At 47.4% G+C, this 22,331-nt stretch carries 13 protein-coding genes; 1 reads left to right on the forward strand and 12 read right to left on the reverse strand.

Annotated features, from left to right (window positions below):
- Positions 1 to 47: 47 nt before the first annotated feature.
- From HFD99_RS07300 to thpR, 5 genes are all read right to left on the reverse strand, one after another.
- Complete coding sequence (locus HFD99_RS07300; RefSeq protein WP_013369810.1) at positions 48 to 1,685, reverse strand: sensor histidine kinase; 1,638 nt, start codon at positions 1,683 to 1,685, stop codon at positions 48 to 50.
- Between the two features lie 322 nt (positions 1,686 to 2,007).
- Positions 2,008 to 6,606, reverse strand: coding sequence for a glutamate synthase large subunit (gene gltB / locus HFD99_RS07305; RefSeq protein ID WP_044785745.1), 4,599 nt, complete (start codon positions 6,604 to 6,606; stop codon positions 2,008 to 2,010).
- A gap of 461 nt (positions 6,607 to 7,067) precedes the next feature.
- On the reverse strand, positions 7,068 to 7,751 hold the full coding sequence (locus HFD99_RS07310; RefSeq protein ID WP_123796877.1) for a metal-dependent hydrolase: 684 nt from the start codon (positions 7,749 to 7,751) through the stop codon (positions 7,068 to 7,070).
- A gap of 170 nt (positions 7,752 to 7,921) precedes the next feature.
- Positions 7,922 to 8,734 carry a cell wall hydrolase gene (locus tag HFD99_RS07315; protein ID WP_016821264.1) on the reverse strand — a complete coding sequence of 271 codons (813 nt, stop codon included), beginning with the start codon at positions 8,732 to 8,734 and terminating at the stop codon, positions 7,922 to 7,924.
- Positions 8,735 to 8,845: 111 nt separating this feature from the next.
- Entirely contained in the window at positions 8,846 to 9,412 is a 567-nt protein-coding gene (thpR, locus tag HFD99_RS07320) for an RNA 2',3'-cyclic phosphodiesterase (RefSeq protein ID WP_123796876.1), read from the reverse strand.
- A 227-nt stretch (positions 9,413 to 9,639) separates the two neighbouring features.
- Between thpR and HFD99_RS07325 the strand changes: the two genes are divergently transcribed.
- Positions 9,640 to 10,596, forward strand: coding sequence for a D-2-hydroxyacid dehydrogenase (locus tag HFD99_RS07325; protein ID WP_123796875.1), 957 nt, complete (start codon positions 9,640 to 9,642; stop codon positions 10,594 to 10,596).
- 4 nt (positions 10,597 to 10,600) lie between these two features.
- Here HFD99_RS07325 and HFD99_RS07330 read toward each other — a convergent pair whose 3' ends face one another.
- The 7 genes from HFD99_RS07330 to HFD99_RS07360 form a co-directional block, all read right to left on the reverse strand.
- A complete protein-coding gene (locus HFD99_RS07330) occupies positions 10,601 to 11,587 on the reverse strand; it encodes an RNA methyltransferase (protein WP_123796874.1) in 987 nt (328 codons plus the stop codon).
- Positions 11,588 to 11,608: 21 nt separating this feature from the next.
- Positions 11,609 to 12,553: an MsnO8 family LLM class oxidoreductase gene (locus tag HFD99_RS07335; RefSeq protein ID WP_123796873.1), complete on the reverse strand. Its 945-nt coding sequence runs from the start codon at positions 12,551 to 12,553 to the stop codon at positions 11,609 to 11,611.
- Positions 12,554 to 12,624: 71 nt separating this feature from the next.
- On the reverse strand, positions 12,625 to 14,040 hold the full coding sequence (locus HFD99_RS07340; RefSeq protein ID WP_031463061.1) for a deoxyguanosinetriphosphate triphosphohydrolase family protein: 1,416 nt from the start codon (positions 14,038 to 14,040) through the stop codon (positions 12,625 to 12,627).
- A gap of 280 nt (positions 14,041 to 14,320) precedes the next feature.
- Complete coding sequence (gene nikC, locus HFD99_RS07345; protein ID WP_019686396.1) at positions 14,321 to 15,232, reverse strand: nickel transporter permease; 912 nt, start codon at positions 15,230 to 15,232, stop codon at positions 14,321 to 14,323.
- Positions 15,233 to 15,267: 35 nt separating this feature from the next.
- Positions 15,268 to 16,272 carry an ABC transporter permease gene (locus HFD99_RS07350; protein WP_123796872.1) on the reverse strand — a complete coding sequence of 335 codons (1,005 nt, stop codon included), beginning with the start codon at positions 16,270 to 16,272 and terminating at the stop codon, positions 15,268 to 15,270.
- Between the two features lie 29 nt (positions 16,273 to 16,301).
- Positions 16,302 to 17,957 (reverse strand): ABC transporter substrate-binding protein, encoded by a 1,656-nt coding sequence (locus HFD99_RS07355; protein ID WP_016821272.1) that lies wholly within the window; start codon positions 17,955 to 17,957, stop codon positions 16,302 to 16,304.
- Positions 17,958 to 18,458: 501 nt separating this feature from the next.
- Positions 18,459 to 22,328, reverse strand: a complete 3,870-nt coding sequence (locus tag HFD99_RS07360) for a non-ribosomal peptide synthetase (protein WP_049828258.1) — start codon at positions 22,326 to 22,328, stop codon at positions 18,459 to 18,461.
- Between the last annotated feature and the right edge of the window lie 3 nt (positions 22,329 to 22,331).

The raw sequence follows: 22,331 nt of genomic DNA on the forward strand, positions 1-22,331 counted from the left end.
GTATTGCAGAATGTTCACGCAATGTATTCAAGGATTTTGTAAAATCCTCATTCATAAGCATTTACCGGAATGGACAATCGGATCTGTGTTCCCTCTCCGATTCGACTTGAAATATCAAATTCGCCTCCCATCGATTGAGCTAAATATTCCATATTCATCATGCCCAGGCCCCCGCCTGCACTGACCGCCTCACCTCCTGCTACCATTCTCGCCGTCTCAAACCCTACTCCGTCGTCATGAATAGACAGTCTAATCACTTGGGGCGTCAATTTTAACTTCACATCAATTCGCTTGGCCAATCCATGACGGATTGCGTTCCCCGCCGCTTCGGAAATGATGCGGAACAAAGCCTTTTGGTACAAATACGGAAGTGAATAATGATCACCATGGATGTCAAAATCAATTTGTACATGGTTCAGCTTAGAGAGTGTATGCAGATGACTTTTCACCGTCCCCAACCAAGTTGATCCTCCGCTTTTTTTCGAGCTTAGACTATGAATTGCCCCCTTCAGCTCTCTAACCGCTTGATTGGCCGATTGCTGAATTAAATCAATTTGTTCCTCCACCTGCTCCTTAGGCTGATGGCACCAAGTCTGCCGGAGAGAATGCGTTGCATACACAATACCAAAAAGACTTTGTGAAACATTGTCATGCATTTCATTTGCAATCCGGTTCTGCTCATTCGTCACAATCAACTGATTCTCAATACGCTCCAGCTCATAGCGTTCCAAAAACACAGCACTCAGCTCAGCTAAGAATATCAGTTGTTGCACAAGCCAGCGTCTTCCTGTCAAACTTTGATCCGGTCCCAGCTTGAGGCCAATCGTCGCTACAAAGCGGGTCGTCATCGGTACGGTGATCATGAGAAAGTCGCCCCATTCCGGCAGATGTCTGAAAAATGGTTCGCGCTCTTCCCTGAACTCCTCCCGGTAATTCTCCAGTTCCTCGAATAGCTGTTCCTCTTCCTCTACCGTCCAGCCTGTCTGGCTGCTTGCCGGCGCATCTTCCTCCTGACTATCCAGCCAGAAAAATGCACGGCTCTGCTTGGTTAACTTGACAGTGTAATCCGAGATGACCTGACCTAGATTTAATGCCTCATTATGGCTGGTCGTCTCCATGATGTGGTAAATCGACTTGATATGATCCATCGTCTCATTGGCTTGTTCTTTAGCCACCTTCAGTTCGTCCTTCATGACGCGAATAACCTGCATTGCCATAGTGGTTACGATCAATACCAGAAACAGATTAATGTTCTGCAATATAAGATCCCACAAAAAATATTGACCTGGTGTAAAAAAGATATAACAAAATGTGAGCACCAAACCGATATAAGAAAGTAGGAGCGTCCAGCTGTACCTCATAGATAGATGAGCACAAGCTACCAGCATGGGAGTAATCACATACCATTTGAACGGGCTATTGATCCCTCCGGTCGGGAATAACAGCAAAATGATCCCTGCGGTTTCTAGTGCAATACTGCATTTCAATACCATATCATGAAGTCTGTATTTACGGTAAATCCAAGTAAATGCTGTAACGGATAAAAATAGAAAAACAATCAGTAATAGCTTTTGCCATACCATTAATCTAGATGTTTCGAACAGAAAAACAAGTGATGTTAAAGATAATGATACATAACGGTATAAAAAAATCATTTTGTCTTCTGCTGACTTCTTCAACTTCATCCTGTCACCCTATTCTGTGTTTTGAAGGGACGATGGGCATATTAGGTTTGTTTGCGTACTCTAAAAAAATCATAACCAATCCAAAAATAAATAACAAGACATAAACTCTTACGTAAACGGTTACATTCCAAAAAATTTGGTACTTTTTATAACATATTTACCGTTTCAGGAAAACATTTTGGGGGTAATGTCAGAATTTATGACGTTTGTCAAGGTAATAAATCACATTTTTATCAGCCTAAAAAAAGGACTTGCTGGCACCGCCGTGACTATAACAGCGGTATTCAGCAAGTCCTTTTTAGTGAATTTGGCGGTCTGCTTTTTAGCCCCCGGTACGCGCCAACTCACGCATATTGGCTTCAAATGCTGCCAGTAGAGCTTCATCCCCGCTCAAACCGGTCGCCTCTTCTTTTTGGATCTGTTCAACCATACGCTTGTAATCCTTTGGAATCACCCGTACAAATTGCTGAATCGCAGTCTGCCATTCATCCAAAATACGTTGTCCTGCTTCACTACCCGTGTAAGTGACATGGCGCTGAATTAAGCCGCGCAAATCCGCTGCTTCTGCAGGGTCCTCCACATCTTCCAGCAACACCATCTCCAGATTACAACGGCTCAGGAACGTTCCTTCAGGATCATAGACGTATGCAATACCTCCGGACATCCCGGCTCCAAAGTTCCGTCCGGTTCCACCCAATACAGCTACACGTCCGCCCGTCATGTATTCGCAGCCATGATCACCAACGCCCTCAACAACAATACGTGCGCCGGAATTCCGAACGGCAAAGCGCTCGCCTGCGATTCCGTTAATATAAGCTTCACCACTGGTCGCTCCATACAAGGCTGTATTCCCGATAATAATGTTCTCTTCAGCCTTAAAGGTCGCTTTGTGAGATTTCTTTACAATAACTTTACCGCCAGATAGCCCTTTACCGACATAGTCATTGCTATCGCCTTCGACGCTCAACGTGATACCTTTCGGAATAAAGGCTCCGAAGCTCTGACCTGCCGATCCAATGAAGTTAAAGCGAATCGTATCCTCAGGCAGACCTGCCGCCCCATACTTACGTGTAACCTCGCTGCCCAGAATCGTACCTACCGCCCGATTCACGTTAGTAATAGGCAAGGTACCCTCCACAGGCGTTCCGCTCTCCAGTGCTTCCGCAGCCATCGGTACGAGCTTCTGCATATCAAGTGTTTCTTCCAGACCGTGGTTTTGGCGCTGTACACGGTAACGTACACTTCCATCTTCCAACTCAGGAACATGCAGCAGCAAGCTCAGGTCTACGCCCTTCTTCTTCCAGTGCGAATCGGCGTTCACGGTATCCAGACAATCCGTACGGCCAATCATTTCCTGAATCGTGCGGAATCCCAGCTCCGCCATAATTTCACGGACATCTTCTGCGATGAAACGCATAAAATTCACCACATGGGCTGGATCACCCATATAATTTTTGCGCAACTCTGGATTCTGCGTAGCCACACCCACCGGACAGGTATCCATTTGGCATACCCGCATCATAATACAGCCCAACGCTACGAGCGGCGCTGTGGAGAAGCCGTATTCTTCCGCACCCAACAGGGCAGCTACAACCAAATCACGTCCAGACAGCATCTTACCGTCTGTCTCCAGTACCACGCGGTCGCGCAGGTTGTTCAGCATGAGCGTCTGATGCGTCTCAGCCAGCCCCAGCTCCCAAGGCATACCCGCATGGCGGATGGAGCCTTGCGGGGAAGCGCCTGTACCACCGTCATAACCGCTGACCAGAATAATGTCAGCACGGCCTTTGGCTACCCCTGTAGCAATCGTGCCTACACCTACCTCTGATACCAGCTTTACGTTAATATCAGCACGTGGATTGGCGTTTTTGAGATCATAGATGAGCTCTGCCAAATCCTCGATAGAATAAATATCGTGATGCGGTGGTGGCGAAATCAGGCCTACTCCTGGCGTTGAACCGCGTACCTCGGCGACCCAAGGATACACCTTGCGTCCTGGTAATTGCCCACCTTCGCCCGGCTTCGCGCCTTGCGCCATTTTAATCTGAATTTCGTCGGCATTCACCAAGTAGTTCGACGTGACACCAAATCGGCCAGATGCCACCTGCTTGATCGAACTGCGACGTGAATCACCATTAGCATCCGGGATGAAACGCGCAGGGTTTTCCCCGCCCTCACCCGTGTTGCTCTTGCCACCGATCCGATTCATCGCAATCGCCAAATCTTCATGCGCTTCCTGGCTAATGGAGCCAAAAGACATAGCCCCTGTTTTAAAGCGACGCATAATCGATGCAGCAGATTCCACTTCATCCAGCGGCACAGGCTCACCAGCAGGCTTCAATTGAAGCATGGAGCGAATCGTCAAATGTTGTTCAGATTCACCCTGTACCAGCTTGGTATACTTCTTGTAAAGCTCGTAGTCTCCCGAGCGAACCGACTGCTGGAGTAAATGCACTGTTTGCGGGTTAAACAAGTGCTCTTCTCCATCGTTGCGCCATTGGTATTCGCCGCCCGAATCGAGCACCTTGTCATTGCCGTCCTTATCAGTGAAAGCACGGTTATGGTGGGCCAGCGCTTCCATCGTCACTTCCTCCAGACCAATACCGCCAATGCGGGAAGGCGTCCATGTGAAATAACGGTCAACGAAATCCTGCTTCAGACCTACGGCCTCGAAAATTTGCGCTCCACGGTACGACTGAATCGTGGAAATACCCATTTTGGACAATATTTTAACGACACCCTTGGTTGCCGCTTTAATATAATTTTTAACTGCTTTTTCGTGCGAGATGCCGCGCAGCAAGCCCTGTTGAATCATGACATCCAGCGTTTCAAACGCCAGATACGGATTAACCGCGCTCACACCGTAGCCCAAAAGCACCGCATAATGGTGAATATCTCTTGGCTCCCCGGATTCCAGCAAAATGCTCACACGTGTGCGTGTACCCTGCTTAATCAGATGGTGATGCAGGCTGGAAACAGCTAGCAACGCCGGAATGGCTGCATTTTCTGCGTCCACTCCACGGTCAGACAGAATCAGAATGTTATGACCTTTGTCAATGACACGGTCAGCCGCCTCAAACAGTCCTTCCAGCGCCTTGTACAGGCCCTCAGCACCTTCTTTTGCTTCAAAGAAGATCGGAATGGTCATGGATTTGAAGCCTGGACGGTGTACGTGACGAATTTTGGCAAACTCTTCATTCGACAGCACCGGCGAATCCAACCGAATCTGGCGACAGCTTTCCGGTTCTGGGTGCAGTAAATTGCGCTCTGGTCCAATCGTCGTTGCAGTTGACGTCACTATTTCTTCACGAATGGCGTCAATCGGCGGGTTGGTAACCTGAGCAAACATTTGTTTAAAGTAATTGTACAAACGTTGCGGACGGTCAGACAATACCGCCAATGGAGCATCATACCCCATTGAGCCAATCGGTTCCGCACCTGTAAGTGCCATCGGCTCCAGAAGTTTGCGTAGTTCTTCAAACGTATATCCAAAAGCGAGCTGAAGCTGATTTACATTTTCATGTTTCGGTTCTGGCTGCTCCAGTGCTTCAGGCAGATCATCCAGATCAATCAAATGCTCATCCAGCCACTGCTGATAAGGTTCTTCGGATGCAATGCGCTCCTTTAACTCTTCATCAGAAACGATGCGACCTTCTTGGGTATCCACCAGGAGCATACGCCCTGGACGGAGACGATCCTTATAAAGCACATTTTCAGGAGCAATATCCAAAACGCCCGCCTCAGATGACAGTGCAATCAGATCGTCCTTGGTCACATAGTAACGTGCAGGACGCAGGCCGTTGCGGTCAAGAATCGCCCCGATTTGGATACCGTCTGTAAACGCCATCGCAGCAGGTCCATCCCACGGCTCCATCATGGTGCTATGATATTCATAAAATGCCCGCTTCTTCGGGTCCATGGTCTCATGCTTGTTCCAAGGCTCAGGTACCATCATCATGGCTACATGAGGAAGCGAACGTCCACTCAGATACAGAAATTCCAGCGTATTATCAAACATAGCTGTATCCGAGCCATCTGGGTTGATGACAGGTTTAACCTTCTTGATATCGTTGCCAAACGCTTCACTTTCAAACTGTGCCTGACGCGCATGCATCCAGTTTACGTTGCCGCGCATGGTATTAATTTCACCGTTGTGAATCATAAAACGATAAGGATGCGCACGGTCCCAGCTCGGGAACGTATTCGTACTAAAACGGGAATGGACCAGCGCGATCGCCGATGTCACCCGCTCATCCTGCAAATCCAGATAAAATTTACCTACCTGCTCGGTTGTCAGCATTCCTTTGTATACAACCTTGCGACATGACAAACTTGGAATATAGAACGACTCACCATTCATATCCTCTTGGTTATAGCGAATGGCAAGCTCTGCACGTTTACGAATGACATACAGTTTCCGTTCAAAATCCAGTTCTTCCTTCAAATCGCTACTGCGGCCGATGAACACCTGACGTACGCCAGGTTTAGCTGCTTTTGCCGATTTACCCAGCATTTCGTCATACGTTGGAACATCGCGAAAGCCCAGACAGTTCTGGCCCTCGTCCACAATGATTTCTCTAAGCTTTTGCTCATGCAGCTCACGAACTTTTGGATCATTGGATACAAAAAGCATACCCACGCCATATTGTCCAGCCTTTGGCAATTTGAAGCCCAATCGCTCCGCTTCCTCTTGAAAAAACAGATGCGGAACCTGAATCATGATCCCTGCTCCGTCACCGGAGTTTGGTTCACTTCCCTGACCGCCCCGATGCTCCATGTTTACGAGCATGGTCAAAGCCTGACTTACAATATCGTGCGATGGTTTTCCCTTGATGTGGGCAACAAAGCCCATGCCGCAGGCGTCTTTTTCGAATTGGGGATCATATAGTCCCTGTTTGGGTGGTAAACCTGTCTGTCTCATGGAACGCAACCTTTCTGTTATAAAGTCATGCTGGCCTGAAATACAGGCGGCCGAATAGAAGACAGTGGCAACAAGAGGTAAATCAAAGAACAACTACGAGGAATGGGGGACAAAAAACATAAGACGTATTCAAGGCGGTACGGTCCGCCGAATGCGCATGTTTTTCAATAATTATGCAATGGCTTGACTTGAAAAACACGTCGATTCCACTGATGAATCTAATTAGTTCTATCATTTTATCATTGACCTATTGTGTTAGCAATTCAAAGTTTTTATGGTTGTGATAATAAATCTTTTACATTACAGCTTCAACGTACCAATGCAAAAATATATCATTTTTATGTATAAATATTCATTAAAAAAGTCAGCCTTTTCTATTCCCAAGGAACAGAAAAGGCTGACAAAGGAGTTTAATATACATACGGACCATCATGTACATTCCCGCAAATCGATAAACCGTATTAAAATTCGAGACTTTCGCCTGGCTTCAATGCTTTCCCTTCAATACCTTCTTTATGAAGACGGTCACAGAAGCCGTCTCCGTCCTGCTCTATGCCGGGAAAAGTATTGTAATGCACCGGTATCACGCGGCTTGCCCGTAGCCATTTCGCTGCCAGCAAAGCATCCTCCGGTCCCATTGTATAACCATCTCCGATCGGCAATACTGCGGCATCGATGGAGTTGGTTTCTCCAATGAGACGCATATCGCCAAACAAGCCGGTATCCCCTGCATGGAAAAATGTTTTGCCTCCCATAATCAATAAAATCCCCGCAGGCTCTCCCATGTAGATGGTTTGTCCGTTCACTGTCAAAGAGGAACTGTGGAACGCCAGCGTAAATTTCACATGAAAACCGTCAAATTGGTGACCACCACCCAGATTCATACCGTGAGCTTTGGTTCCCAAGGATGCACAATATTCAGCCAATTCCGCCACCGCGATTACAGGGCAATCATTGCGCTTGGCAATTTCAACTGCATCACCAAAATGATCGGCGTGACCGTGTGTCAACAGCACTGCATCCACCTGAATATCTTTAGCCTGTACGGTTGCTTTAGGATTCCCCGTCAAAAAAGGATCGATAATAATCCGCTTCCCCTCTGCCTCCACCAACACAACTGAATGTCCATAATATGTGATTTTCATAACATTTACGCCTCCTTTGTCACTTTTATTATTTAGGTTACTTTCCTTTACCTAATTATACCTCTTTTGCATACCTGCTTCACCTGCGCACACAAAATACGCTCACAAAGCTGAACCCTGTTGTTTAGAAAGGGCTGTTATTTGTCGCTCATGGGATTTATACTAAATGCTCATTTATAAAAGGTATGATGACCGATTGTTTTCACCTTGGTACGCGAATGATGAACCGTAAGGTCCTGGGCCAACGTAAGCGAAAGGAAAAAACAGGTGTTATCAGGCACGGCTTTATGGCCATTCAAAGCGGCCGTAACTGCACGTATGCAGTCCTGGTTAGGCTGAACACGACGAAGACGCCCGTTCGCAACCGGACTAAATTGCGCTTTTTGATAAATCACTGCCTGAATCGTATCGGGAAATGAGGCTGACCGCAGCCGGTTTAAGACAACGTTGGCAACTGCCACTTTGCCTTCGTACGGTTCGCCTTCTGCTTCTGCCATCACTATTTTTTGCAGCAGGAGCAGTTCTTTAGCGGAGACAGGATAGCTCCAGGTAGACAACGCCTTGTCATCCTGAGTGAGCATTTTTGTCTTCGTAAAGTAGATGGTTGTAGGAGGGGTTAGGATTGCGGACTTGCTATGCTGGACCTCAGGCTTTTTCTTGCCTGTAACAGCGTTATTCCGAGCTTGTTCCACCTGCTTCATCTGGGAAGCGGGTAACGGAGTCGGCATGATTTCTTTCCAGCTTGGCTGCCCATGAGCAGCGACAAAGATGGGGCTTGTCCTGTTTGACCCGTTATGGGTCCCCATCCTGTCGCCATATGTAGGAACCGAAGTGTTCCCTGACCAGCTCAGAGATTGCATAGGTGCATTTTTATGATTATTCTGTGTTTGCTGAACCTCAGCGTAGAGGCCTATCCCCAATATACAAACAAGCAGCACACTCAAAAGAGGTGCAAACCAACGATGTTCTTTAACGATTTCCATAATGTTCCTCCCGTTAACTTTAAGCACATTCCTCAGATATGTAACCCAAAATGCGCTTTTTGAATAACGCTGAAACACTATATCACTAAATTCGCTGATAGATCAAGGGTTTCACCTCATTAATGGGAATGTTTGAATTATTTGGTACATTGGTTTTTGTCCCATTCGGGTTGCATATAATACAAATTCCCCCACTTCCCAAGGCTCGCCGCTTCGGTCATCTGACTGCCACACAGACGCTGAAACAGGCTCCCCTCCTGTATATGAACGTGCTACAGTGATATGAGGTCGATAAGGTCGTTCCTCGGGTTTAAAACCCAGCGGTTCGGTAGCTCGAAGTATGGACTGGTACAGCTGATCCAGTGACTCTCGCTGCCCGGTCACTCCCCTCCATAGTACACGCGGAAAATCTTCGCGTCCAAAAAAGCCTGCTTGACCCATGTCAAGCGTGAACGGGCGATGCTCAGCTGCAGCATGAACTAGAGCCTGCTCAAGTTTTGGAATAACCGAATTCGCCACATCACCCAGAAACTGAAGTGTCACGTGGTAATCTCTGAAGTCACTCCATTTGCGGAAAGACAAATTACTCAAATCCTGCTCTACCCAATGACGTAACTTCTTCTTGTGCTGGTCCGGGAGAGCTATCGCTGTAAAGAGTCTTTGCGATTCATTTTTCATCTACCTCTTCTCCTTTCTTAATGAATATCCCGTGGATATCCCAAAAAGTAGCTGTTTGGTTGGTCCCCAATCAGGGTAAAGCCACTTGTTGTTATATATGATGACACCGCGGGCTTGTTTCTACCCATCTTATGCAAATTTTCCGACAATCTGTTATCCTTGAAGGGATGGTTCGCCAGAATATATTGGAAACTCCAAGGAATCAAACATCGAGGAGGCTATGAATCATGGGAAGCATTTTAAGTTTACATCAACTGACGGATGATCAAAAAAAACAGGTTCGTGCAGCGGCTCCAGGCTACGAGTTGCTTATTGGCAAAGCCCAGGAATTGGAGACTGAACAGATCCGTGAGGCCGAGGTTATTCTAGGCTGGTCCAAGCATATTGCCGAGGAAGCATTACATCCAGACAGCAAGCTAAAGTGGATACAAACCTGGTCGGCTGGGATTGATAAGCTCCCGCTTACCGAACTGGAAAAGCGCAACATTGCACTCACGAATACGAGTGGTGTACATGCGATTCCAATTACAGAGCAGATCTTTGGAATGCTGCTATCGCATACCCGTTATTTACAGCAAGCGGCTCTCTTGCAGCGTCAGAAAACATGGCAGCCACCGGAAGGTCAACTGACGGAATTACGTGGCAAAACGCTGTTGATTACAGGCGTTGGCGAAATTGGCCGTGAAACAGCTCGGATTGCAGAAGCCTTTGGCATGCGAGTGATCGGGGTTCGCCGTTCCGGCAAGGAAGCTCCCCATGTAGAACACATGTACACAAACGAACAACTACATGAAGCATTGGGCGTTGCGGATATTGTGGTTAATATTTTGCCATTCACTGAAGAGACCCATCACTTCTTTGACGAAAAAGCATTTGCAGCGATGCGTAAAGGCGCCTTCTTCATTAATGTCGGTCGCGGCAAGACTGTTCATACAGATGCGCTGGTACGCTCGCTGGAACAAAAACATATTGCCTTTGCCGGACTGGATGTATTCGAGGAAGAACCTCTACCTGCGTCACATCCAATATGGGGCCTAGAGCATGTCCTGATTACGCCGCATATTGCAGGGGATACAGACCGATATGCTGAACGAGCGGTAGATATTTTTCTCACTAATTTGAAAGCCTATGCTACTGGTCAGAAGCTGCCGCTGAATTTGGTTAACTACAAAACTCAGTATTAACAAGCTACTTACAGATCCAGATTTCCCGACTCATACCTGTCTTATAGATACGGCATTGCTCCATAACGGTCCAGCCTGACTCGGATAGCAATGTTGCCATCGGCTCCGTGCTCACAATCACTGCCCGCGCGGCCAGGCGTCTCAGACTGCACAGCATCTTTTTTTGTTCGTCAGCAGGGAGCACGGAGCACAGGTTATAAGGCATATCCAATATAGCTGCATCATAATTACCTGTGAGCATGTTCATATCCCCCAGTTTCACCAGATCTTCTTCATATCCAAAATGGCGTAAATTCACTCGTGCCCCACGCACCGTCAACGGGTTGATATCACAGCCGCGAATATCCTTGCCCATACTCAATGCCTCAATCATTACATTGCCCATACCACAACACGGGTCCAGCAGTTTCAAGGAGTCTGACTTTCCCTTAGATGCAGTTATATCCGTTGCTGCTAAATTCACAAGTGCTCTAGCTACCAGAACGGGTAGTCCAGTAGAATAGTTTTGCGGCTTCTGACGACGCTCCTGCCACGATCTGTCGCTATACTCGCACATGCCCATCAGCCACCGTTCTCCTACCCGTATGACCCCTAGGGTGACATCCGGTGTCTTCATTTGCGCCTGCCCCTGAATACGTGCACCAATCCGGCGTTCTATCCCGCGCCGCTCGTCATAATCAGCCTCATTGTCCCCTTCTTTAAGGCACAGCACCTTAAAGGTCTTTCCTTCCTCAAGCTGTAACATGGAAGCTGCCTCGCATAGCTCCTCCAGCGTGTCCGCCTCTATGATGATATCCAGACGAAGATGGATAAACGGGCTGATCCCCGGCTCCAGCCGAATATGGGACGACAGCATGGAACTATGCACAGGCTGTTGACCGAACAAGCACTTTAGTTCCAAAAGACACAATTCACGCTCGGTCTCATGACACGCATAGGTATATATGTAGCGAGGTTTCATTTTATCTGTATCGATTTTATATTTATTCATGTCAGTTCTCTTTTCATCTTTTCATTTGGAATCAAGACTACCATTCACAGCCTCCGCTATTAGTCGGTAGGAATGAAGCCGCTGCTCATAATCGGGAATGGGCGTGACCAACAGAAACTCATCATTATTATATTTGATCTGCAAGCTACGCAACCGTTCGGCAATAACCGATGGTGTTCCCACCAGCCAACTGGCTCGGATCGCTGGATCGCCTAATGAAATCTGAGCAGCCCATTGCTGCGCCAACTCATCTGTCGACGCACATACTGCTCCTACAGCAACCATAGTACGGGGCTTGTCCATCCGTGTGGACGGTTGAAAGCTAGAGCGGTAAATGCTTAGCATTTCTTCCGTTTGCTGTTCACTCATAAATTGGCCGAATACATAGCCCGTTGAATACTGCGCAGCATATTCGGCACTTTTTCGGTTGGTACCCAGCATCCACAGCGCTGGCGGCTGTTCTGGCATTGGACGGGCACACACGGGGGTCTGTTCATATTCATATGTGCCTTCCAACAAAGCCAATAGAGCTTCCATCTTCTGTGGCAGCTCAGTCACATGTTGAAGAAAATTGCCGCTTAGTGCCATCGAAGCATGAGGCCCCCCGCCAGGGGCCCTCCCCAGACCCAATTCGACTCTGCCTGGATATAGAGCAGCCAGCAGATGAAACCATTCGGCGACCTTGACTGGACTATAATGCGGGAGCAATATAGCCCCCGCCCCCAGTTGGATAGTCGTCGTCACCGCCCCGATATGAGACAACAGCACTTCCGGACTGGAGGAAGCCAGCCCCTCCATATCGTGATGCTCGGAGGTCCAGTAGCGTGTATATCCCCATGCTTCCGCCTGTTTCGCTAGCTTTGCCGCCCATTGAACTGCTTGCTCCGGACGATTGCCGGGCAGCAGCGGTACCATATCAAGCACACCGAGATTCAACGAGTTAGTAGCTAAAGACTGAGGTTGCATATACGCCTTCTCCTCTCCCTTCTATCCGTTCTAAACAAGTTTCTTCTACTATATAGGGTTAAATAAAAACGTTAGTCCAGGTCATAAATGGAACCTACCTTCAGGCCATATAACTCATTATAAATTTTTTCAGCAAAAGCATCAGTCATGCCTGCAATATAGTCAATGACCATATGCTCCCATGTCCAGATTGGTTTGGCCTTGGCCTGGTCTCGTTCGTAGCGCTGGAGCCAATCGGTCGGAATAATGGACTTGGATGTTTCGGGGTCCAGAAAAGCCAACCATAACCGTCTAAGCATCCATTCACTGCGTTTTTGCAGACGCTGTACGCGCAGATCGCGGATCATGGTGACCCAAGCAAAGCTTTTTAATACACTCACCGTGCGCAGCATATCCAAATCCTCGCTTCCATCCCGTACGAAGGTTACCTTTTTCCAGTTTCCATCATCAATTACACCTAAGCTGCTGACAAACAGGCTGACCCAGTATGCTTTGACCTCCCGGCGGGTGCGAGAATAATCGTGTTCACATATCGGCATCTTCCCATTCCACACCTTCAAAAATTCGCTTAGTACCGCTGCGACCTTCTGCTCAATCTCAGCCAGTTGCCAGCCTTGCCAGAAGCTATCCTCCAACGTAGTGATTTTTTCCGTGATCAGACGAATTAAATATGGGTCATATAAGAAATGCTCGTGCACCTCAATTTTCCCTGCCTTAATCCCATCCTCCAAATCATGCGCGGAATAAGCAATATCGTCGCACAGATCCATGAGCTGGGCCTCCAGCGTTTTTTTACCGTCAGGGATGCCCCAATCCTCGCGGATCGAACGTATATATTCCCACTCATGCAGGTACAACCCTTTTTTGTTCAGAATCCCTGGATACGGGTATTTGTTGATTCCGAGCAACACAGCGTCCGACAAATTCAAACCATCTACATTCTCCCGCTTCTCCAAAAACATAATCAGCCGAAAATTGTGCGCATTCCCTTCAAAATGCTCATAAATTCGTCGCTCGCGTGCATAGGCCTCAAGCCCACGCTTGGACTCTGGCGTAAAGCCACCAGCAGCGGATATCTTTTCTACCTTCGTCTCAATCAGTTGATCCAAAATCCCGTCCAGCACCTCTTCTCCCTTGTGTCCGAACGGTGGATGCCCAAAGTCATGTGCGATCGACGCACACTCCACCACCTCAGGGTCAATGATCAGTCCTGCGTTATCCGCCTGTTCCAACTCTACCCCTGGATGACGGCGCAGCAAGCTTCGTGCTGCCTCACGCGCAATTTGCGCTACCTCCAAAGAATGCGTTAGCCGTGTGCGATAATAATCTCCTGTGCCTGCGCCAAATACTTGTGATTTACCCTGCAACCGGCGGAAGGTCGGTGAATGGATCAATCGAGAATAATCTCGTTCATATGCTGCCCGTGAAGCGTCGCTCCGTGTCTGCTCCGCAAATTGTCGATGCTCTCTCTTATTTTGCCATGTCATAAAGCCCACTCCCTACGTACTCAATTGGAGTGATTATACATTTTTTTCACGCCTCAGGAAAGTTCACATGACTTACGGAGAAGATTGCAAACCATAGCGGGATGAATCGAAGTACACTAAACGTAAACAAAGTCATATAAAAAGGTGTTCCCCAGCTACCAGATTCAGGGAACACCTCTTTTCTTCAATTTAAATAGAAGTATATAAGTAAAACTAAAAAATGTGCATGGAAAACGGTGTAGACGGAATGATGCTGTTTATATACCTCGCTATTTTTACCCTAACGCTTCGCTCTTGGGTCCAAAACATCCCGCAGGCCATCACCCATCAGATTAAAGCCCAATACGGTCAGCATGATAGATATCCCCGGAAAAATAACTGTCCACGGCGCATTTTGGATATATTGCCGCGAATCGGACAACATTTTGCCCCACTCGGGCTCAGGAGGTTGTGCACCCAAGCCCAGAAATCCGAGCGCTGCTGCTTCAATAATGGCCGTTCCGATCCCCAATGTTCCTTGTACGATGATCGGCGTCAGGCTATTAGGCAAAATATAACGGAGTATGATTCGCCGATTATTAGCTCCAAGCGCTCTGGCAGACGTAATATACTCCTCCGTTTTGACACTCAGCACCTTGGAGCGAACCAATCGTCCATACGTTGGCACATTGACAATGGCAATGGCGTATAACGCATTTTCCAACGAAGGCCCCAGAATGGCCACAATAGCAATTGCCAGCAAAATCCCCGGAAATGCCAGTAAAATGTCGAATAGGCGTGAGATGATCATATCAGCCCATTTTCCATAAAATCCAGCAATTAATCCTAAGGCAGTTCCTACAATCATGGAACCAATAACGGACAAGAAACCGACCCATAACGAGATTCTGGCGCCATACAGCGTACGAGTCAGCAAATCTCGGCCAAGATCATCGGTACCGAACCAATGCTCTGCGGAAGGAGGCTGCAAGCGGCTCACCAAATTTTGCTCTTTATAGTCAAAAGGAGCAATCCAGGGCGCGATCAAAGCAATGATGACAAAGAAGATAATAATGCTGAGACCGACGAACGCCATTTTATTGTGACGGAAAGCTCTCCACGCGTCTCTCCAAGGGCCCGACACCACAGGCAAATGCGCCAATGTATTGCGTGTTGTCGGTATGTTATTGGGTTCGATTGAAAATTGTGACATCGGACATGCTCCCCCTTGACCAATTGACGACTTGATTACTGATAACGAATACGCCGGTCGAGAACAGCGTACAGCAAATCGACAATCAGATTAATGATGACGAACAGGAACGCAATGATTAGAATTCCGCTTTGGATAACCGGATAGTCACGCGAGCTGATCGCTTCAAAAATGTACCGTCCGATGCCGGGCCAGGCAAATATGGTCTCTGTCATTACGGCGCCTCCCAGTAACGATCCGGTCTGAAGACCGATGACAGTAAGCACAGGGATCGCAGCATTTTTAAGCGCATGTTTGTACACGACTTGAAAAGATGCCAGCCCCTTCGCCCGAGCCGTGCGGATATAGTCCGCATCCATCACCTCCAGCATGCTGGAACGGGTAATACGCGCTATGACCGCCATTGGAATCGTTCCCAGTGCGATACTGGGCAGGATCAAATGCTTGATGACGGTCCATACCTGATCCATACGTCCACCTATGACCGCATCAATCACGGCTAAATGTGTCACAGCTTCCACCGGATCACGAGAATTCATACGTCCAATGGAAGGGAGCCAATGCAGCTTATTAGCAAAGATCCACTGCTCCATCAAGCCCAGCCAAAAAATCGGCATCGATACTCCGACCAGGGCAATGACCATGCTGACATAGTCAAACCAAGAGTTACGCTTCCAGGCACTTACGATGCCTGCATTCATACCCACGACAACGGCAAAAAACATGCTTGCTACCGTCAACTCTAGCGTAGCCGCCAGATAAGGGACCATTTCCCGGGCAATCGGCTGCCGGGTGCGAATCGAATCGCCCAAGTCCCCTCGTGCCAGCTCACTTAGATAGGTCCCATATTGCTGTAACCACGGCTTATTCAGCCCTAATTGCTCACGCAGCGCCTGTTTGGACTGCTCCGTGGCCTTGTCCCCCAGTATTGTTTCCGCCGGATCACCGGGAATAGCATGAATAATCGAAAACACGATAAGCGTCATGCCCAGCAATACGGGAATCAATATGGCCAGCCTTTTTACAATATATGAGTTCATATGCTATTCACCGCCTGCTTGCGTTTGGGCTATTCAAAATAAATATTACCGTACGCTTCAATACCTGCCGGACAAGGTACAAAACCCTTAAGATTGGCTTTGCCTGCCATTAACGGCGTGCTGTGAACCAAGGGAATCCAAGGTGCATCTTGTTTAATAATGACTTGTGCTTGTTTATACAATTCCGCACGCTTATCTTGATCAACCTCAACCTGCGCCTTTACCAGTATTTTGTGAAGTTCCTCATTCACATAAAAACTGCGGTTATTGCCTGGGATCGTGTCCTTGTCCAGCAATGTGTAAAGGAAATTATCCGGGTCGCCATTGTCCCCGTTCCATCCCAACATATACAGATCATCCTTCTCTCCAGCTTTAAGATCATCCAGATACGTAGCCCATTCTGGAGATTGGATATTGACTTTGACTCCTATTTTTTCAAAATCAGCTTGAATGGCCTCTGCTACCTTTTTGCCGTCAGGCATGTATGGACGAGATACAGGCATTGCATAGAAGGTTAGCGGCTCTGGAAGTCCGTTAGGGAAACCCGCTTCCGCTAGCAAAGATTTAGCCTTATTTAGATCATAAGTGTAGTCCTGAATGCTTTCGTCATATCCCCATAACGTAGGCGGCATCGGATTGACTGCAGGCTTGGCCTCGCCCGCAAACAATGCATCAATAATGGCCTGTTTGTTCACTGCGTGATTCAGTGCTTGCCGTACCTTGGGATTACTAAATGTCTTTTTCTTTAAATTAAATCCAATGTATGCCACATTAAAGGAGGGACGTTCGATTTTTACCAGCTCGCTGTTACCTTCTAACTGCTTCGCATCATCCGGATTCAAATCTTCCATCAGGTCAATTTCCCCGTTTTGCAAAGCATTAAATCGCGCAGTGTTGTCTGGAATGGAACGAACGATGACCTTAGCCAACTTTGGCTGTCCTTCTTTCCAATAAGTAGGATTCTTTTCCAAGGTGATCGTATCGTTACGTTTCCATTCCTTAAATACAAACGGCCCTGTGCCGACCGGATTATTTTTAAAATCAGCCTTTTTCTCCTTAATAGCCTTGGGACTTGCAATACTAAAGGATGGCATAGCGATATTTTGTAAAAAAGGAGCCTGCGGCTTGTTCAGTGTAAACTGGACGGTATTCGCATCCACCGCTTTAACCTCCTTAATCACTCTGCTTCCATCAGGCCCAAACATAGAATCATAATAGTCAAACGAGTCACCCTCAAATTTGTATGGACTTTTTGGATCAACCCAGCGGTCAAAGTTAAATACAACTGCTTCTGCGTTAAAGTCACTTCCGTCATGGAATTTTACGCCCTGACGCAGCTTGAACGTATAGACAAGTCCGTCCGGTGATACTTCCCAGCTCTCTGCGAGCCCCGGCTGAATCTCCGTGGTACTTTCCTTGTATTCCAGTAGTGTATCGAACACCTGTATTCCGATTTTTAACGACTCGCTTTCAGTCACAATGGCAGGATCTAATGCCACGGAATCTCCGCCACGCCCATAGATCAACGTGTCTTGCGCGCCTTCTCCCGCTCCACCTGGCGGTTGTCCTGCTTCTGGTTTTGCTCCTTCACCTGATCCCCCACAACCGGAAAGCACCAAAACCGTTCCTAGCGCAAGTACCAGCAGTACGGTCCAGATCTTGTGTTTTACGTACTTTTTGCTCATGCAGCGAACCCCTTTCACACCTTATATATTGTTAATTCGTTGATACCGGATGAATACCAATTCCTTTGGATTGGCATGACAAGCTTGTCCTCAAGCTGTAGTCCCAAGTTCCGAGTTCATCAAATAGGTGTGTAGTAGGGAAGGTATGGAGGTTCTGGACAGGCTTTTTTTGAAGAATACAGGCACAGAAAGCATTCATAATCTAGTGGTGTTAGAGATGCAGTAGGGTAATGGAATAGATGTAATGTCATAAAAGGGAAGAGGATTGTGTTAGGTCATGGAGAATGTGTGATAAATACTCACAGATAGTAAATATTAGTTTCATACAAAGTTGATTATTGGATACTTTACTATAAATTTTGGAAGCAGACAAGGGGGTTTTTCATACATTGCCATATGTTTTTATACACCATGTTAATTAATATTACAAATCAACTCACATGTTCATATTAAACAAAAGCTCCTGCTTGTGGTCTTCAACCTTCAGGCAGGAGCATGTTTTTACCTCAAAAATGTATTCAGTACCAAACCTACAGATACGGCTTGAGCGCCTTTTACGATGGAAAAATGATCGCCAGGCACTTTATGGGTATACATTTTCCCCCTACAATACATTTCCCATCCTTTATATCCTAATTCCCAGGTATGTTCTGAAATAAACAAACATACAGGGGCTGTTACAACTCGATCTGGCCGGTAAACATGCTGCATTTTTACCCAATGATTTACGCTTTTAAAGCGTTCTAGTAATTCATTCCGTCCCAACTCATGGAATTCAGGCAGCAAGGGCAGTACACTGGCTGGAAATGCTCGCTTCCACAGCGATAAATCCAAAGTCTCTTCCATTCTTTCCAGCTCTTGGATATGACGGTCCCAGTGATCTTCCTTGCCGTACTTCAAAGGCGGCAGTGTGTCTAGAATTGCCAAGAGCTCAACACGTTCTTCCTGCTCTTCCAATTGGCGGGTCATTTCAAAAGCAATCGTCCCCCCCATACTCCACCCGGCAACATAATAGGGACCTTTCTCTTGAATACTTTTGATTTGATCTACATACCGATGTGCGGCTTCCTTCATTCCAGCTGTTTTATTTCCAGCAAGAATCGAAGCATCCATTTTTATGCCCCAATAATTCCATGTAGCCGTAAGTTCGTTTACCAATTCCATGTAGCAACTGACATCCAAGCTCCCATCATGAATGAAAAAAAGGTGCTTATCCTGCGATGTACCTGGCTTTAAAAGGACTAGTGTGTCTGCTCTGGCCGGAAACTCACTTTTCGCCCTTCCATTCAATACATCTGCCAGTTGGCGGATGGTAGGGTAAGTAAATAATTTGGTAAGCGGCAGGTCGATTCCCAGCTCACGCAAAACCAATGAAACCAGCTTGGTAGCCTTGAGCGAGCTCCCTCCCAGGGTGAAGAAATTGTCCATTACCCCGATGCGATCCATGGGTAGGTTCGAGGGCAGAACCATCGACCAGATGCGAACCAGCTCCTGTTCCAGTTCGTTGCAAGGAGGGACATATTCATTTTCCCGCAGTGCTTCAAGATCAGGCTCCGGCAGAGCATTCCGATCCACTTTGCCATTCACATTCAGTGGCAAACGAGAAAGCCGAATCAAACAGGCAGGAATCATGTAATCCGGCAAATACGTAGCGAGCTCCAGTCGAACTTCCGCCTGTGACATTTCTACATCAGAGACAAAGTAAGCACAGAGGTATTTGATCCCATCGTTGTGTTGGCGAACAAGAACGACTGCTTCCTGAATCCCCTCGATGTGCGCAAGCCGAGCCTCAATCTCGCCAGTTTCAATACGGAAGCCCCGAATTTTGACCTGGTGGTCCATGCGACCCAAAAATTCAAGCGTTCCGTCAGCCAGCCAGCGGGCGCAATCTCCGGAACGGTACATTCGCTCTTCCGGCAACCAGGGATGAGTAACAAATTTGGATGCCGTTAATTCCTCACGAGCCAAATAGCCACGTGCTAGTCCTTCACCGCCAATACACAGCTCACCCGGCACACCAATGGGCTGTAGTTGATTGGACGCGTTCAAGATATAGACCTGCGTGTTGGCGACAGGCTTGCCAATCGGCACGTTATGGTCATAGTCTTCTTGAATCGTATGAAACGACGTAAAAATTGTATTCTCCGAAGGGCCGTACGCATTCACAATCGTTAAATCCGGCTGTGCGGCACGAAGGAGCTTCATATGCTGGGGAGACAAGGCATCTCCTCCAGTCATGATCAGACGAAGTCCGGTGAAGATGGATGGTTTATCATCAATCAGCTGATTTAGAAGCGGGGCTGTAAACCATGCCATGGTGATTTGATACTGTGCCATCCTCATTCCGAGTATGTCGGCAGATAAAAGCTCTTCTTTTTCAATGAGATACAAGGTTGCTCCACTCAGCAGCGTTCCCCACAATTCATAAACCGACACATCAAAGGCCAGGGAACACGTCTGCAATATTCGATCCTCTGGCGTAATCTTCAGCGGTCCCGGCTCCAGTACCAGGCGGGCAAAGGATTGATGTTCAATCATTACGCCTTTCGGTTGTCCTGTTGACCCTGAAGTATAAATAATGTACATCACATTGCGCGCCTGATTGTTGTCCTCCAGATTACAGGACTCTCCCGTATATAGACTCGGGTCTGTGAGCAGCAGCGTTTCCGCCTGAGGAAAACGTCTGGTGCTGGCAGTTGGTAGAAGGCATATTTTCGCCTGGCTATCCTGTAAAAGGTATTGAATTCGTTCATCCGGGTAGAGCGGATCAATCGGCAAATAAGCAGCCCCCGCCTTCAAAATAGCCAATATACCGACAATCATTTCCAGCGCAGGCGTAGCTAAAATTCCAACTACATCCTCAGCCTGAACCCCCTTTTGCCGTAAAACCCGAGCTAATTGATTAGCACGTTCATTTAATTCCTCATACGTCAGTTGCTTTTCTTTCCAGTTCACAGCTGGATGGTCAGGCGTCCGTATCACTTGCTGTTCGAATAGACGATGGATGGGTACTCCATGCAATTTTTTTTCATATGCATTTTTGCTGCTGGTCTGATTAAAAGTATGAAGGAGAACAGTGCGTTCCTCTTCTGTAACCATATCAATATCTTCAATCCGAATATCGGGTTGTTCGCCAATGATCTCGACAATTCTGGCAAAATGCCGCAGCATGCGGCTGGCGCTTTCCTCCTTAAACAACGCTTTGCGATATTCCAATTCCAGCCCTATACCCTCCTGCATTTCGTATGCATACAAGGTGATATCAAATTTTGAGATTTTATGCTCAAAGCTATAAGGAGAAAACGTGACCTCTGTTGCAGGCACGACAGGCTGCGGTACATTTTCCAATACAAAGCATGCATCAAATAAGGGATTGCGGCCGCTGATTCGTTCAGGATTGACCTGCTCCACCAGCATATCAAAGGGATAGTCCTGATGATCAAAAGCAGCGAAGGTTCGGTCTGCCACTTCTTCCAGAAAAGCAGAGAACTGCTTGCTTCCCAGCGGCTTCTGGCGCAAGGCGAGCGTGTTCACGAACATGCCCACAATCCCTTCAAACTCTGAATGAGTTCTTCCAGCGACAGGTGTTCCGATGACCAAATCCTCCTGCCCGGCATATTTGGATAGAAGGATGCTGTATGCGGCGAGTAGAACCATATACAACGTAACATTGTGCTGCAAGCATAATGCCCGCAAGGAGTGAGCTGTATCAGCTTTAATAGAAAACGGTACAACCCCGCCGCTGTAATCGGATCTTAGCCCTTTTCCATCCGTAGGCAACGACAGCAGCGGGACATCTTCTGTAAATTGGTTCAACCAAAATTCACCCTGCTTCTGAATATGAATGTCGCTTAATTGATCGTTTTGCCAGATCGTATAATCAACATACTGAAACTCCAATGGAGCAAGCTCCTGCCCGTGATACAGAGCCATCAGCTCTTCAAATATAATGTTGATGGTTACCGCGTCTGCAATGATATGGTGGATATCAAACAGGAACAGGAGCTCCTCATCAGCCAAGGGTACTAGCTCAGCCCGCCATAGAGGGACTTCATGCAGGCTGAATGGACGGATAAACTCGTTAACAAGCTTATCCGTACTCTGACCCGAATGTTCTCTATAAGGGATGGATACGTCAATGGATTCATGGACGAGTTGCAAAACCTCACCGTCCTTTTGTAGGAACGATGTTCGCAAGCCCTCATGACGTTCTGTCAGCCTACACCATGCCCTGTACAATCGCTCCTGCTTCAGCGGGCCTTTAATCATTCGAATGCTGGGCATGTTATAGATGATGTTAGGTCCGAGAAGATCATCTATCAGATATAGCCGCTTTTGCGCCGAAGATGTTTCATATCCTTCATAATGCATGAT

The organism is Paenibacillus sp. EKM301P, assembly GCF_011800295.1.
Classification (GTDB): Bacteria; Bacillota; Bacilli; order Paenibacillales; family Paenibacillaceae; genus Paenibacillus; species Paenibacillus polymyxa.